Origin of the sequence: Mesorhizobium sp. LSJC285A00 (genome assembly GCF_000503155.1) — a bacterium.
Classification (GTDB): domain Bacteria; phylum Pseudomonadota; class Alphaproteobacteria; order Rhizobiales; family Rhizobiaceae; genus Mesorhizobium.
On record NZ_AYVK01000071.1, the window covers coordinates 1 to 14312 of the forward strand.

Here is a 14312-nt window from a genome sequence, read left to right on the forward strand (position 1 = left end):
TAGCGCGCGCCGGACGGCTCGGCGTGAGCGGGGTCGAAGCCGACGCCGCCTGGCGGTTCGAGCGGCAGCGCTATCAGCACCGGTCCAGCGCCCATCTCCGGCGTCACCGCCAGCGGCCGCGGCGCATCCATCGTCTCGGGGATCGCGAACGGCGTCCCGTCTGGAAAGATGCCGCGTGCCGAGAGCACCGAGATCTGGCCGGCATCGAGCTGTGCCTGATCGAGCGTCAGCGTTCGAAAACCGAACGTATGCAGATGCCCGGCCTGCAAGGCGCCGCGCACCGTCGCTTCGAAGAAGCGGTCCTGTTGCTGGAAATGCTGGGTGCGGAGGAACAGTCCCTCCGACCACAGCACCCTGTTTGCATCGCTCATGCCGGCACTCTCTGCTTCCTGCTCATCATGTTGCGCGGCTTGCGGACTTTTGCCGCCCATGCATGTCGCTCAAAAGTGGTCACGGTTTTGAGAGAACGACATGCATAAAAATAAAGATCTAAAGCGCGTCGCCTGAATCCGTTCAAACGCGACGCGCTTTAGGCGGAAATCCCGCCGCTGCCGAGCTTCACATTGACCGTGAACTTCGATCCCGGCGAAACCGATTTGGTCGTGCGCCAGTTGCGTCCGCCGGGTTCCCTGATCAGCGCGACGAAGCCGAGTGCTGCCACTTCTGGCTCGACCGTGATGGTCTTCGATGCGGTCTTGCCGGGTCCGACGGAAACCGTGTCGGAGCCGATGAGATCGCCGCCAAGTGCCGCGCCGGCACCGCCCTGCAGGGCGAAATAGTCGGCCGAGTTGAAGGCGCCGGTGCTCTTCAGGCGCAAGATCATCACCGTCACCGGCCTGTCGCCGCCGCCCGGTCCCGGGTTCATGCCGGCGCCGCCGGCAAGATTCACTGTGATGACGGATGGTTTCGGCGGGCCGCTCTGGCAAGCCGTCAGCAGTCCCGTCGCCCCGATGGCAAGGATAAATTCGCGTCTGTCGATCATGTCTCAGTCCTCCTCATATGCATCACGAAAATCAGCGCCGATCTCGCCCAGAAAACGCGTCTCGGCGCTGTGAGCGATTTCACGGTGGCGTTTCTGGTACAACTCCCAGAGCTTGGCTCCGCGCCCGCCGGTCAGCAGATTGCCGATCGCCGAACTCGACTTCAGTTCCTGCTCGATCGCCGCCGGATCGAAGCGGTCGATCATGCGCTTGAGCGCGCCTTGCACGCCGCGCCAGGCGCGAACGTGATGCTGCGCCAGATCGCGCACCGCGTCCTTGATCGCCGCCTCGGCGCCGAGGAAACCGGGGCTGCGCTCGGCCAGGATGGTTACCAGCGCATCGTCGACCGAGGGCAGGAATTTGAGCGGGTTGACTTCGGATGCGCCAACCACCGTTTGAGCGACGCGAGCGTTGCCCTTCTCTTCGGCGCGCTTGCGCAAAAGCTGCATCAGCCCTTCCATCATCAGCCGGTACTCGCGGCCGAATTTTTCCATGTCGGCCACCGGATCGCCGCCGGGAAAATCGGCCTCGTCCATGCCCATGCCGCGCAGGAAAGCGGCGCGCAATTCCGCGTCCGACGGTCCGGCTGACGGCCGCGCCGCGGATTGGCGGACAGGAGCGCGTGGTGGCGGTGGAGACGGGGGAGGCGGTGGCTGCGGTGGCGATGGCTCGACCGCGCGGACTGGCAGATCCCAGGGCGCTGCAGAGGGGGCAGGCGAGGGCGCATCGGTTGCACCGCCATCCGTCACGCCGGCGTCGAGGCTGGTGGACCCGGCAGGGCCGAAACCAAACCCGTCATCGTAGGCCGGCAGCTTCTCAGGATTGGATCTGCTCGGCTCTCTCGACCGCGGCGCGGAGTCGAGGCCGAAGGGATCGTCGAACGATGGCTTGGCGCCGTTTCTGTCAGTGGGCTCGGCCACCGGCGTTGCCACAGGGTCGAGGCTGAACGGATCGTCGAACGCCTGCGAGCTGCGTTCATCGGACCGCGCACGCGCGAATGCGCCGGGCACCGGCTTTTCGAATGGATCGGGCAGGTTGGCAGGGCGTGGCCGTCCCGGCTCTTCTTCCGTGGTGGACGAAAAGAAATCGTCGCCGCCGAGGCTGACCGGCGCCCGCGACGCCGCCGGCTTACTGGCAGGCGCTGAAGGCCTGGAGGCCGGCGCCTCGGTCTTCGCCGTCTGCAAATCGACCCACACCACATAGTCGCCCAGTCGCAGTCGCATGCCGCTTTGCAGGCGCGCGGTATTTCCCGCGCCGAGCGGGCTGGCGGCATCGTCGATGAACAACCCGCTGCTGGAGGTATCGGTGACGAAATAGCCGCCCTGCTTGCTGGTGATCTTGCAGTGGGCGCGCGAGACGAACATGTCGGGATCGTTGATCTGCCAGTCGGCGTCGGCGCTGCGGCCGATTACCAGCTCGCCCTCGTCCAGCCGCGCCTGCCGCGTGACTTGCGCGCGTGGTCCCTGTTCGAGAATCAGAAGCAGGCTCATGCCGCCACCTCTTCCCGCCAGCCGACGATGGTCCGCAACCGCATGTCGTCGGCGTCCCCCTTTTCGACCGGTCGCGCCAGCCAGGTGGTGCGGGCAAGCTGGACGGTGCCGAGCTTCGCCGGCGGCACTGCCTTTGCCGCAAGCACGATCCTGAGATCGACATCGATGGTCTCGCCGATCAGGTCGCGCACCGCCTGCTTCAACAGCTTCAGCCGCTCACCGCCCGGCAGGAAGGCCTTGTAATCGATATAGCTGAGCGCGCCGATGCGCAGCTCGATGCGGCTCTGCCGGCTGAAGCTGCGCGGGCCGATGGTGGCGCTGCGGCCGAGCGTGGCATAGCTGCCGGCAAGCCGCGTCTGCAGCGCCTTGGGGATGGTCATCCAGGCCGCGACGAACTCCTTCAGCACCACCGGCACTTTGAAGGCTTCGGCCAGGAACAGCGTCAGTCGCTCGGGGCCGTCGACTTGGGCAGCGAGCGAGGCGGCCTGGCGAAGTTTTACTGTATCTAGTTCGGCATCCTGCGTGCCCGGCAGCCCGATGCCGGCCATCGCTTCCAGCATGGAACGGACGCGGCCGCCGACACCGCGTTCGACCTGCACGGCCGGATGCGCATCCGCCCAGGCCCGATAGTAGAGCGCGATCATCCTGTGCTGCAGGATATTGACAAAATCGACGAAGGTCGTGTCGCTCGTCTGCCGCGCCTCGGCGCCGGCATACCAGCGTTGCGACAGGCGATCGAGCACCCAGCGCGTCAGATGCAGTGGCATCGGCCCTTCGGGTCCGAGCAGGCCGAGATTGTTGACCGTGACGCGTGCCGGCGACTTGTCCGTCGGCTCGCGGAAATCCACCACGTCCTGCACTGCGAAGGACAGCCGCACATTCTGGCCGAGCCTTGCCGGCTCGCGGTCCGGCCGGCCGGAATGGCCGAACAGGCCGCCTTGCCGTTCGAGCCGGCGCAGCAGTTCGAAAAAGTCGAAACTCTCGGACAGGGTTGCGGCTCGCTCTAGATCAGGTAGCGATTGCCGGGCGTCATCGGCCATGGCACATCCTCCTGTTTCTGGAGCAACCGCGTGCGCGTGCGCACGAACCCGTTAATGCCGGCATGGCGGGCAAACAGCCGCGACAGCAGGCCCGACAGCAGCAGAGTGCTCTGTCCCGCCAGCACCGACTGGTCGACATGCAGCGTCACTTCCGTGCCGCGGCCGAAGCACATCGGCCCTTCGATCGCCAGCCTTTCGATCACCGCGCGCGAGTCGATGCGCACGATCGAGCGCACATTGCGGGCGAGCCCGGGGTCGCCGCGCTCGGCATAGAGNTGGAGTTCAGACGTGTGCTCTTCCGATCTTAGAGATCGAGCAGCGCGTGCAGCGGATCGACGCCGCGGCCTTCCTTGGCCAGGCTGAGGAAGTTGAGCGCCAGCTGTGACACCAGCCGCCAGGCCAGGTCGTCGGCGCGCGACTCGCCGTCGGCGCCGGTCGGCAGCGCTGCCGGGATCGCCGGCTGCGGCGAACGCAATGCGCCGAGCAGCCGGACCGTCTCCACAGGGTCGCCGGCTTCCAGCGTCAGGGTCGGCGTGTCGTCGAGGATGGCCAGGTCGCGATTGGTGCAAAGCGCCATGATATCGACGCGCTTGAGCGGCCGGTTGGCCTGACTGTTGACTGGGCGCGAAACCGCCAGGAAGACGTCGTCGCCGGCATAGGAGGTCCGCGTCACGCCCTGGCGCCGCTCGTCCTCGGTCGGCCGGCGCGGCCGCCGCTCCGTCGAATAGACCCAGCCGCTGCCGCGATTTTGCCCAAGGCTGAAGAGTTCCGGTATCTCCGCGTCGGGTCCCTCGGCATCGGCGTCTTCGACGCGGATGACGCGGTAGATTTCAAAGTCGCGCGCCCGCGTGCGGTCGGCATGCAGCACCTGGCGCGTCTTGCGCTGGTCGAGCTCGACGATGTTGCACTCGCGCTCGAAGAGATTGATGATCGGGGTGGCGAAGAGATCGAAATCCGCCGGCGTCAGATCGGCGAGTTCGGGCACCGGACGCCGGAACAGGAAGATGATTTCGAGCCCGGCCTGGCATTTGCGCACGACCGGCAGCAAGCCGGTGACGCGCCCATAATGGAAGCGCTCGGGCATCATGAAATATTCGCGCAGCAGGCGGTAGCCTTCGAAGGTCGGCCGCGTGCGCGGCATCAGCGCCTCGGCATCGGCAATGCCGACCATCTCCGGCGGCGGTAGCGGCGACAATGGATTGGTCTTGCCTTCCGGTCGAGCGCCGACACCAGAGCAGACTCCGAAGATGGCGTCGAAGATCAGCGGCGCCTTGGTGCGGTTGGCGAAATAGAAGTCGAGCCGGTCGAGCGCCAGTTCGTCGAGCTTGCCTTTGCCGGTCCGCGCCAGCGTGATGCGAAGTGCCGCTTCGCCGGCCTTGCCGGCGATCGGGCCGATGCCGGCGGCGGCAAGCGCGCTGCGGTCCTGGAAATAGCCGACCGAACTGATCGCGATCGGAAACAGCGTCATGTCCTGCGCGGTGGTGAAGGTGCAGCGTGTCGACAGGCCGGCCTGCAGGCTGGAGACCAGCCGCGTGCCGCGCTTGACGACGTGGCCGGCAAGCATTGTCTGCACCTGCTGGCCGGGCTTCAGCACCACCATGGCGGTTGCCGGCGCCGGCGTGACGAGATCGGGATAAAGCACGTCGAGGATGCTGCGCGAAAACCGCGAGCGCTCGGCATCCACCTTCAGGCGCGTGCGCGCGGCGAGGAAGGCGACGCCGTCGAGCAGCCGCTCGACATAGGGGTCGGGACACGGCACCGTATCCAGCGACAAATTGCGGGCAACCGCCGGATGCATGTCGGCGAACTCCGCCGCCAGCCCGCGTATGTGGGACAGTTCCTCCTCGTAATATTCTACGAAGACCCGGTCCATCTCTCAGGCTTCCCTGAACTCGGTGCGCGCCAGTCCGTTGTCGAGATTGATCGTCGTGCGCAGGCGCATGCGCTCGGGCGTCGGCGTCATGATCAGCACGGCGTCGATCTCGATCTTCAGGCCGGTCTTGTCGCCGAGGTTGACCGTGACTTTCGTCGCGCTCTCCTTCAGCCGCGGCTCGAATGCGGCGAGCACGGCGCGGATCTCGCGTGCCAGAACATCGCGATCGAAGTCGCGCGACGACCGGCCGGAGAAGGACGGCACGCCATAATTGACAACGCTGCGGCGCACCTCCGGAAAGTCGGCCAGCGATGTCGGACTGTCGGTCATCTGCTCGGCCTCGAGATCGGATAGCAGCGGCGCGGATTCGAAACGCTCGGTGTTGAACAGCGCCTCGATGTCGCGCCGCACGGCCTCGCGCAGCACATCGGGCGACACCACGATGCCTCGGCTTTCAAGCTCGCCACGGTGCCGGTTCTGAAACGCCAGCCGGTGCAGCCGGCGCTTCTGATCGGGGTTCAATGCGTCATCGGCGTCGATGCGCCTCGGTCCGTCTGCCAGCAGCTCGTCCAGGCGCTCTGCGCCAAGCTCCTCCTGCAGAGCCTGCCTGAGCCCGTCTATCTCCGAGCTCAGGCCCGGCAGATCGTTGACGAGGCGGTCCCACAGCGAAGGCTGTACCGCCTCGCGCTTGGCCCGTGAACCGCCCGCCTGTACCTTGTCGGCGGCAGGGCGCTTTGCTCGCCCCTCACTTGCCGACATAGACATCCATTTCGGCTTCGTCATTGTCGTCATAGACGAACTTGATCTTCTTGTAGGCGAAGGAGACTTCCTCCTGGATCAGGTCGGCTTCATCATCGGCCTGCGACATGTCGTATTCCATGATCGAGGCGTCGGTCAGGGTAACGACCAGATAGTCCTTGCTCTCGCCGTCGATGGTCCGCCGCGCGGAGAATTTGACCTCGTCCAGCGCCTTGTTTTCGAACAGGGCCTTGGCCAGATAGGGTGAGGCCTTGTCATAGTGCTTGGTGAACTTGATCATGCCCATCGACACGCGGCCTCGGCGCGAGAGGGAATTGGGGTCGTAGGGCGCGACCATCTTGTAATCGACGCCATGGATTTCGATCTCGTCGTCATGGCCGTCGCGTGTGCTGGGCCCCTTGATATCCGGAACTTTCAGAAAACCGTCGATCTTCATTGTGGGCATTTTCGTTCTCCACCGCTTTCAAACAAAGGTTTGGTTGCTGCAATCAGGTCTTCACGGACGGCAATTCCGACACCAGCCTGAGCGAGGCGTTGATGCCCTCCAGCTGGTAGTGCGGGCGCAGATAGAAGCGGGCATTGTAGTAGCCCGGCCGGCCCTCCACGCTGTCGACCTGCACCTCGGCGGCGGCAAGCGGACGCTTGGCGCGTGCCTTGTCGTCGGCGAAGGCCGGGTTGGCCAGCACGTACCGGTTGATCCATTCGGTCAACCAGATCTGCATGTCGGTGCGTTCCTTGAACGAGCCGACCTTGTCGCGCGCAATCGCCTTGAGGTAGTGGGCGAAGCGCGAGACCGGGAACAGATAGGGCAGGTTGGCTGAGAGCCGCTCGTTGGATTGGGCGTCGGGGTCGACCAGGCGGCCCGCCCGCGTCTCGTCATCCTGCAGCGAATGGGCGCCGATAAAGGCCGCGAGATCGGTGTTCTTGCGGTGCAGGATCGGCATCAGCCCGAGCTTGGCCAGTTCCGCCTCGCGCCGGTCGTCGATGGCGACTTCCGTCGGGCATTTCATCGCGATCGAGCCGTCATCGGTCGGGAAGGAGTGCACCGGCAGGTTAAGCACAGTGCCGCCATTTTCGACGCCGCGGATCTGGGTGCCCCAGCCATAGAGCTTGTGGCTGCGGTTGATGTTGACGCCCATCGGGAAGGCAGCGTTCATCCAGACATATTTGTTGTGATCGCCCTGCACTTCCTCCTCGAAGGAGAAGCCCTTGACCGGGACTGTCTCCGAGCCGTAGGGCAGCCGCGCCAGCACGCGCGGCATGGTCAGCCCGATATAGCGCGCATCCTCGCTCTCGCGCAGCGATTGCCACGAGGCGTAGGCCGGGTTGGAGACGATCTGCTGCAGGTCCTGCGGGTTGGGCAGTTCCTGCCAGCTGTCCATGCGGAACAGCCGTGGCGAGGCGGCGGCGATGAACGGCGTGTGCGCCGAGGCGCAGATGCCGGAGATGTTGCGCAACAGGCCGACGTCGCGCGGGTGGTTGGAGAACTCGTAGGCGCCGATGACGCAGCCGATCGGTTCGCCGCCGAGCATCGAATACTCGTCGGTGTAGACCTTCTTGAAGATCGGGCTCTGGTCCCACATCTGCCCTTCATAGTCTTCGAGCGTATCGGCCAGCTGCTCCTTGGAAATGTTCATCACCCGGATCTTCAGCTTCTGATCCGTCTCGGTGTTATTGATGAGATACCAGAGGCCGCGCCAGGTGCCTTCCATCTGCCGCACTTCCGGCGCGTGCAGGATTTCGTTGACCTGGGCCGTCAGCATCTTGTCGATGCCGGCGATCAACGACTTGATCGACTTGATCGAGTTGGACGAAATCGTCGTCGTCTCGGAGCGCGACTGCGCCGCCAGCGCCAGGTTGCGAACCAGCTGCTGCAGCTTCTCGCTGTCGTCCTTCTTGACCTTGAAGTCCTTCTCCAAGAGCTGGCTGAATTCGCCGAGATCGACGGCCTCGGCCTCGGCGACGGATGCTGCGGTCTTTTGCTGTTCGGCCATGATCTATTCCTCACCCTTGTCGTCGGACAGCGCCTGGGCGGCGATCTGGCCAAGCAGCGGCTGGTTGTTCAGCAATTGGGCGATGCGCTTTTCGGCATCGACGCGGCCGTCCATGAAGCCGAGCAGCTCCTCGAGCTGGCGCCGCATCTTGAGGATTTCGGCCAGTTGCGGGACCTGTTCGGCGATCTTGTCGGGGGCGAAATCGCCCATCTTGGTGAAGGTCAGGTCGAGCGCCAGTTCTTCGTCGCGCTCCTGTCCCTCGGCCTGCGGCAGCGTGTTCTTCACCCGCGCCTTGACCCTGGGTCCCAGCGCTTCCATGAATTTGGGGAAGCGGTTGGCATCGGTCTCGACAAAGGAACGGTCGAGCACCGTCTTGGACGCTTCCCTGGTCTGCGATGCGCCCGACAGGTCGGCCATCACGCCCATGACGAACGGCAGTTCGATCGTCGTCGGGCTGCCGTAGGTTTCGACATCGTAGGCGATCTGCACGCGCGGGGCGCGATTTCGCTCGATGACCTTCGCTTTGCTTTCGGCTGGCATGTGTTGCTACCTTTCATCCTTCTGGGCAGTCTTCTTGGCGTCGGGAACGCCGGCGAGCAGCCGGAATTCCTTGAGCCCCGACGGGGCGAGGTCTTCCATCAGTTCAACGAAATCCATGTGCACCATCCTGCGCACCCGGCGGGCGAGATGCGGGATCGGACTCGACGGCTCGGTGCGGTCGTAGAACGCGACCACAAGGTCGAGGCACTTCACCACATCGTCGCGCGAGGAAATCCTGTCCGGGAGCCCCGCACCGGTCTCCGCGTAGCTTGCCATCGTCTCGGCTCCATGACCGTTTCTGACCGGCGCGGCCGGGCTTGCCGGGGGAGCAGCCGGGCTGGCAGCCCCCTTCGTCGCTGCCTCTTCCGTGGTCTCGACCGCCGTGTTGCGTTCCAGCGTCGTCAGCACGCGCTGCAAAAACCGCTTCAGGTCCGGGACGGCGGCCCCGTTGCTGTCAAAGCGGGCATTCAGCGCCGTATCGACCGCGTCGAGCGCCTCGATCGCAGCGTGCGCCCCGGCGATGAGCGCCGTCATCTGTTCACCGGCCTGGTCCTGATGGGCGGCACAACCGCTGCCCACCCGGTTCAGGAGCTGTCCGTGCGCGCTGACCAGCGCTGCCTTCTCCGTGGCATTCAATCCCGACGCCGCTTCCTGAAGCATGACGCGATCGTCGAGCGCACCCTGTTCGAGATCGCGTCCGCTGATCGGCCCGATGGGACGCGGCGCGAAGAAGACCATCTGCCTGAGGTTCGCCAGCAGGCCTTCCTGGCCGTTCTGCAGGTCGGCCAGCGCGTTGAGGCGGCGCAGGACGGCCTCGCGTGGTTGGGGGCTGGCGCGCAGCGCCGGGTGCATCGTCTCCCAATGCGTCTCGAAGGTCCTTGCAATCAGGGTCAGGCCCTGTGCCAGTCCGGCCAATCCCTCTTCATTGGCCAGCGCCCGGGCGACAATGACAAGCAGGCGCAGGTCGCGGCCATGCGAACGCAACTCCTCGGCCTTGCCGAGCACGGCAGGCCAGTCGACCGGAATGGTCGATTGCGCGGCTGGCTTGTTGCGCCCGTCATGGACGACCTTGACCTGCGGCTCCGTGAGCCGCTCCAGCTCATGAAAAGCCGGATCGTTGCGCAAGTCTTCGCCTGACGGATTTTCACCGTCCAGCGGAGCAAGCCAGAGTGCGAGATCGATCACAGATACCCCCGGCGACCGGCTCTAAAACCGTACGTGACCCAACGTTAGCACACGGTTGCATATTCCCACAATTCGCCATCCGCTCAAAAGTTAACGAGCGCTAATGAATGTCGGTGCAACTGCGTCTCGGATGGCGCAATTCATGGCGTGCCTGGCCAACCTCGTATGTGAAGCGCATCGCATAGGATTAGAAAAAATCGTGGTTGTCTGCATTTGGCGGCGCGGAACTCTCCACAAAGAGAAAGGCCGGCTGCATCAAGCGCTTTGTCAAGCGGCTGCTTATGTGGCAGGCTGTCGACGGGCAGATTGCAGGAGCACGTTCGATGGAACAGCGCCGGTCGTCGCAGGGGTTCAAACGCAAGGAACTGGTTGGCAAGCTCAATCCGGTCTGCCTGCGCGCCTTCAAGGCCGCCGCCGACAGCGCCAAGCTGCGCGGCAATCCTTACGTCGAACTCGTCCATTTCATAGAACAACTGGTGCTGTCCGAGCGTTCGGATGTGCAGATGATCATTGCCGATGCCGGCGTCGATGCCAGCCGGCTTACCAGCGAAATGACCCGCGCCGTCGACAAGCTGCCCTACGGCGCCACCTCGATCGAGGAATTTTCCGACCACATCTTTCACGCCATCCAGGAGGCCTGGAACCTGGCGACGCTGGAATTCGGCATGGAGGAGGTCCGCAGCGCCCATATCGTGCTCGCCTGCCTGAAGACGCCGGTGCTGGAAGGCCTGGTGGCGAAGATCAGCGGCGAATTCGACAAGATCGACGCCGACGGGGTCATCGCCCGCTTTGCCGAGGTGGTGGACGGTTCGCTCGAAGCCGGCGCCACGGCAGCAGTGGCTCCCACCGCGGAGGCGCCGCGGCGAGCTCCGGGCGGGGACTCCGCGCTGGCCAAATACGCCACAGACCTCACCCAGCGCGCCCATGACGGCAAGATCGACCCGGTCGTCGGCCGAGACCCGGAGATCCGGCAGATCATCGATATCCTGATGCGGCGCCGGCAGAACAACCCGATCCTGACCGGCGAGGCCGGTGTCGGCAAGACCGCGGTGGTCGAGGGCTTTGCCCTGCGCATCGCCCAGGGCGACGTGCCGCCGCCCCTGCAGGGCATCAGCGTGCGCATGCTCGACGTCGGCCTGATGCAGGCCGGCGCCAGCGTCAAGGGCGAGTTCGAGAAGCGCCTGAAGGCGGTGATCGACGAAGTTCAGTCATCCGAGACGCCGGTCATCCTGTTCATCGACGAGGCGCACACGCTGATCGGCGCCGGTGGTGCCGCCGGAACCGGCGATGCCGCCAATCTCTTGAAGCCGGCGCTGGCGCGCGGCGAGTTGCGCACCATCGCCGCAACCACCTGGGCCGAGTACAAGCAGCACATCGAAAAGGACCCGGCGCTGACCCGCCGTTTCCAGGTGGTCAAGATCGATGAGCCGTCGGAAGCGGTCGCTGTGCTCATGCTGCGCGGTGTCGCCGGCGTGCTCGAACAGCATCACGAAGTGCAGATCCTGGACGAGGCGATCGAGGCGGCGGTCGGCCTGTCGCATCGCTACATCCCGGCGCGGCAATTGCCCGACAAGGCGGTCAGCCTGCTCGACACCGCTTGCGCCAGGGTCGCGATCTCGCAGCATGCGACGCCGGCCGAGGTCGAGGACATTTTGCGGCGCCGCCAGGCGCTCGAGGTCGAAAGCGGCATCATCGGCCGCGAGGCCGCGATCGGCATCGAAGTAACTGACCGGCAGGCGCGGGTCGAGGCCGGGCTCACTGAGACCGGGACCATGCTCGCCGCCGCCGAGGAGCGCTGGGAGCGCGAAAAGGCGCTGGTTGCCGAGATCCTCGAACTGCGCGCGCGGCTGCGCGGCGACGGCGTGCCGCTCGATGCGGTGGCGACAGCCGAGACCGATGCCGAACCAGCAGCGCCGGACGAAGAAAAGACCAAGGTACCGAAGGCCGAGACGCCCAAGGCCGAGACGCCCAAGGCCGGAACGTTCAAGCCTGAAAAGCCGAAGGCCAAAGCGTCCGAGACCGAAGCGCCGGCTGCCGAAGCTGCACCGTCAGATCCTGCCGCCGATCTGGCGCGGTTGCGCGAACTCATGGCCGAGCTTGCCACCGCGCAAGGCGAGACGCCGCTGATCCTGCCGTCTGTCGACCGCAATGCGGTCGCTGCCGTGGTCCAGGACTGGACCGGCATCCCGACGGGACGGATGCTGTCCAGCCAGACCGAAAAGGCGCTCAAGCTCGCCGACACTTTGTCCGAACGAGTCGTCGGCCAGGATCACGCCATGGAGATGATCGCCAAGCGCGTGCAGACCAGCCGCGCCGGGCTCGGAGCGCCGGAAAAGCCGGTCGGCGTGTTCCTGCTCTGCGGCCCCTCGGGAGTCGGCAAGACCGAGACGGCCCTGGCGCTGGCCGAGACGCTCTATGGCGGCGAGCAGAACCTGATCTCGATCAACATGTCCGAATTCCAGGAGGCGCACACCGTCTCGACGCTCAANCTATGGCGGCGAGCAGAACCTGATCTCGATCAACATGTCCGAATTCCAGGAGGCGCACACCGTCTCGACGCTCAAGGGCGCACCGCCCGGCTATGTCGGCTACGGCAAGGGTGGCATTCTCACCGAGGCCGTGCGCCGAAAACCCTATTCGGTGATCCTGCTCGACGAGGTCGAGAAGGCCCATCCCGACGTCCACGAGATCTTTTTCCAGGTCTTCGACAAGGGCATGATGGATGACAGCGAGGGTAGGCGCATCGACTTCAAGAACACGCTGATCCTGCTGACATCGAATGTCGGGTCCGAAGTCATCATGGAGCGGACGCAAAACGGCACGGTGAGGGCGGGGCTCGACGGCCTCGATGCAGCCTTGCGCGCTCCACTGCTGAAAGTCTTTCCGGCAGCGTTCCTCGGCCGCGTCGTGACCATCCCTTACTATCCGCTCTCGGATTCGATGATCGAGGCCATCACGCGCCATCAGTTCGGCAAGATCGCGCGGCGGCTGCGCGCCAGCCACGACGCCGAACTGGTGATCGGCGACGGCGTCATGGCGCTGGTCAAGGCGCGCTGCACCGAAATCGAGTCCGGTGGCCGCATGATCGACGCCATCCTCACCAACACGCTGTTGCCGGAACTCAGCCGCGGCGTGCTGAACCGGTCGCTCGACGGCGAGAAGATGACCAAGGTGACCGTCAGCGCTTCCACTGACGGGTTTGCCTATTCGTTCGAATAGTCAGGCCTGACTGCTCGGCTCCGTCTCGGCGCGGATCAGCTTGATGTCGGCGCCGGCTGCCCAGGCGCCGATATCCTCGCGCCGCAACGCCGCCGCCATCATGTCGGGAAACAGGTCCGGCGTGCAGGCGAAGACCGGTATGCCAAGTGCCGCAACCGAAGCCGACATCGCCGGATCATAGCCCGGCCGGCCCTGATCGGTCAGCGCCAACAGCACGATGACATTGACGCCGGACCGGACCAGCGCCGCAAGCCGCCGCAGCAAGTCCTGGCCGTTGCCGCCCTCATAGAGGTCGGTGATCAGCACGAAGTGGGATTTGGTCGGCCGCTCGATGCGGTCGGCGCAATAGGCGACCGCCTGGTTGATGTCGGTGCCGCCGCCGAGCTGCACGCCAAACAGCACCTCGACCGGGTCGCTGAGCTCTTCGGTCAGGTCGACGATGGCCGTGTCGAAACAGACCAGCTTGGTGCGCACGACCGGCAGCGACGCCGTCACCGCGGCGAAAATCGAGGCGTAGATCACCGAGCTCGCCATCGAGCCGGACTGGTCGACGCACAGCACCACTTCGTCGAGATCGACCAGCCGGCGTTGCTTGCGCATGAAGCCGACCAGTTTTTCCGGCACGACGGTTTTGTGCCCAGGCTGGTAGTGGCGAAGATTGGCCGAGATGGTGCGCGGCCAGTCGATGTCGCGTTGGCGCGGCCGGTTGGTGCGTCGCGACTTGTCGAGCGCGCCACGGATCGCCTCGGCGGTCTTCTGCTCCAGCCGCTGCATCAGCTTGGCAACGATGTCGGCGATGATGGTGCGGGCGATGTCCTTGGTCTTGGCCGGCATCACCGAACGCAGCGAGATCAGGTCGGCGACGAGGTTGACGTCGGCCTCGATCGCCTTGAGGAATTCCGGCTCCATCAGCATCTGCTTCAGGTTCAGCCGCTCAAAGGCATCCTTCTGGACGATCTGGACCACCTGGGCGGGAAAGAAGGAGCGGATATCGCCCATCCATTGCGCCACGCGTGGCGCCGAGCGGCCGAGCCCGCCGCGCCGCTTGCGCGGGTCGGCATCGGCATTGGCGCCGTCGCCGTAAAGCGCATCGAGCGCCGAAGACAGTTTTTTGTCATCACTGGAAAGGGCGGAGGAAGCCTCGTCATCGGCGCCGATCGCCAGCCGCCAGCGGCGCTCGCGCCCGCTATCGGAGGATGCCGGGCCGGGTTCGGGCACTTCGGCTTCGTCAT

At 65.1% G+C, this 14312-nt stretch carries 10 protein-coding genes and 1 pseudogene; 1 reads left to right on the top strand and 10 read right to left on the bottom strand.

The window, feature by feature from the left end; all coding sequences use genetic code 11:
• The 9 genes from tssK to tssA form a co-directional block, all read right to left on the bottom strand.
• A partial coding sequence (gene tssK / locus X726_RS0136850; RefSeq protein ID WP_031209466.1) for a type VI secretion system baseplate subunit TssK occupies positions 1–371 on the bottom strand: 371 nt, incomplete at its 3' end.
• A gap of 158 nt (positions 372–529) precedes the next feature.
• The gene (tssJ, locus tag X726_RS138160) at positions 530–982 is read right to left on the bottom strand and encodes a type VI secretion system lipoprotein TssJ (RefSeq protein ID WP_023673710.1); all 453 of its coding nucleotides are present in this window, start codon (positions 980–982) and stop codon (positions 530–532) included.
• A 3-nt stretch (positions 983–985) separates the two neighbouring features.
• Entirely contained in the window at positions 986–2470 is a 1485-nt protein-coding gene (gene tagH / locus X726_RS138155; protein WP_023673711.1) for a type VI secretion system-associated FHA domain protein TagH, read from the bottom strand.
• Positions 2467–3510, bottom strand: a complete 1044-nt coding sequence (tssG, locus tag X726_RS138150; RefSeq protein ID WP_023673712.1) for a type VI secretion system baseplate subunit TssG — start codon at positions 3508–3510, stop codon at positions 2467–2469. The genes tagH and tssG overlap by 4 nt, the downstream gene beginning before the upstream one ends.
• Before the next feature lie 1876 nt (positions 3511–5386).
• Positions 5387–6142 carry a type VI secretion system baseplate subunit TssE gene (tssE, locus tag X726_RS138145; protein WP_023673715.1) on the bottom strand — a complete coding sequence of 252 codons (756 nt, stop codon included), beginning with the start codon at positions 6140–6142 and terminating at the stop codon, positions 5387–5389.
• The gene (locus X726_RS138140; protein WP_023673716.1) at positions 6129–6578 is read right to left on the bottom strand and encodes an Hcp family type VI secretion system effector; all 450 of its coding nucleotides are present in this window, start codon (positions 6576–6578) and stop codon (positions 6129–6131) included. The genes tssE and X726_RS138140 overlap by 14 nt, the downstream gene beginning before the upstream one ends.
• Before the next feature lie 52 nt (positions 6579–6630).
• Positions 6631–8136: a type VI secretion system contractile sheath large subunit gene (gene tssC, locus X726_RS138135; protein ID WP_023673717.1), complete on the bottom strand. Its 1506-nt coding sequence runs from the start codon at positions 8134–8136 to the stop codon at positions 6631–6633.
• Between the two features lie 3 nt (positions 8137–8139).
• Positions 8140–8676 carry a type VI secretion system contractile sheath small subunit gene (gene tssB / locus X726_RS138130; protein ID WP_023673718.1) on the bottom strand — a complete coding sequence of 179 codons (537 nt, stop codon included), beginning with the start codon at positions 8674–8676 and terminating at the stop codon, positions 8140–8142.
• Between the two features lie 6 nt (positions 8677–8682).
• Positions 8683–9861: a type VI secretion system protein TssA gene (gene tssA / locus X726_RS138125; RefSeq protein WP_023673719.1), complete on the bottom strand. Its 1179-nt coding sequence runs from the start codon at positions 9859–9861 to the stop codon at positions 8683–8685.
• A 323-nt stretch (positions 9862–10184) separates the two neighbouring features.
• Between tssA and tssH the strand changes: the two are divergent.
• Positions 10185–13080, top strand: a pseudogene (tssH, locus tag X726_RS01000000167735) (type VI secretion system ATPase TssH).
• Here the strand turns inward: tssH and X726_RS138120 are convergent.
• Positions 13081–14298: a VWA domain-containing protein gene (locus X726_RS138120; RefSeq protein WP_031215594.1), complete on the bottom strand. Its 1218-nt coding sequence runs from the start codon at positions 14296–14298 to the stop codon at positions 13081–13083.
• Positions 14299–14312 lie beyond the last annotated feature (14 nt).